Here is a 373-nt window from a genome sequence, read left to right as displayed (position 1 = left end):
GGCCAAGCTGATTTATCCTAAAGCCGATGCCCGCGTATCCACCAGGCTGGAATTGCCAGAGTGGACGACCGTGCATAAAGAACTGCGTAAAGAAGGTGTCACCAAACATCTACTCTGGGAAGAATATACCCAGCAGTACCCCAATCGCAGTTACAGTTACCCGCAGTATTGTCACCTGTATGGCGAGTGGCAGAACAAGCAGCGCCGCTCAATGCGACAAGTCCATATTGCCGGTGACATGCTGTTTGTTGATTATGCCGGGCAAACCGTCCCGATTGTCTGTGCCAGTACCGGTGAAATTCGCTTTGCCCAGGTCTTCGTAGCCGTATTGGGCGCATCGAATTACACCTATGCCGAAGCGACCTTAACGCAG

At 52.3% G+C, this 373-nt stretch carries 1 pseudogene; it reads left to right on the top strand.

The window, feature by feature from the left end:
* A pseudogene (locus tag KE671_RS22680) lies at positions 1–373 on the top strand (IS21 family transposase); the annotation flags it as partial.

The organism is Citrobacter amalonaticus, from assembly GCF_018252635.1.
Lineage (GTDB): Bacteria > Pseudomonadota > Gammaproteobacteria > Enterobacterales > Enterobacteriaceae > Citrobacter_A > Citrobacter_A amalonaticus_E.
This window is presented reverse-complemented; position numbering and strand designations above follow the sequence as displayed.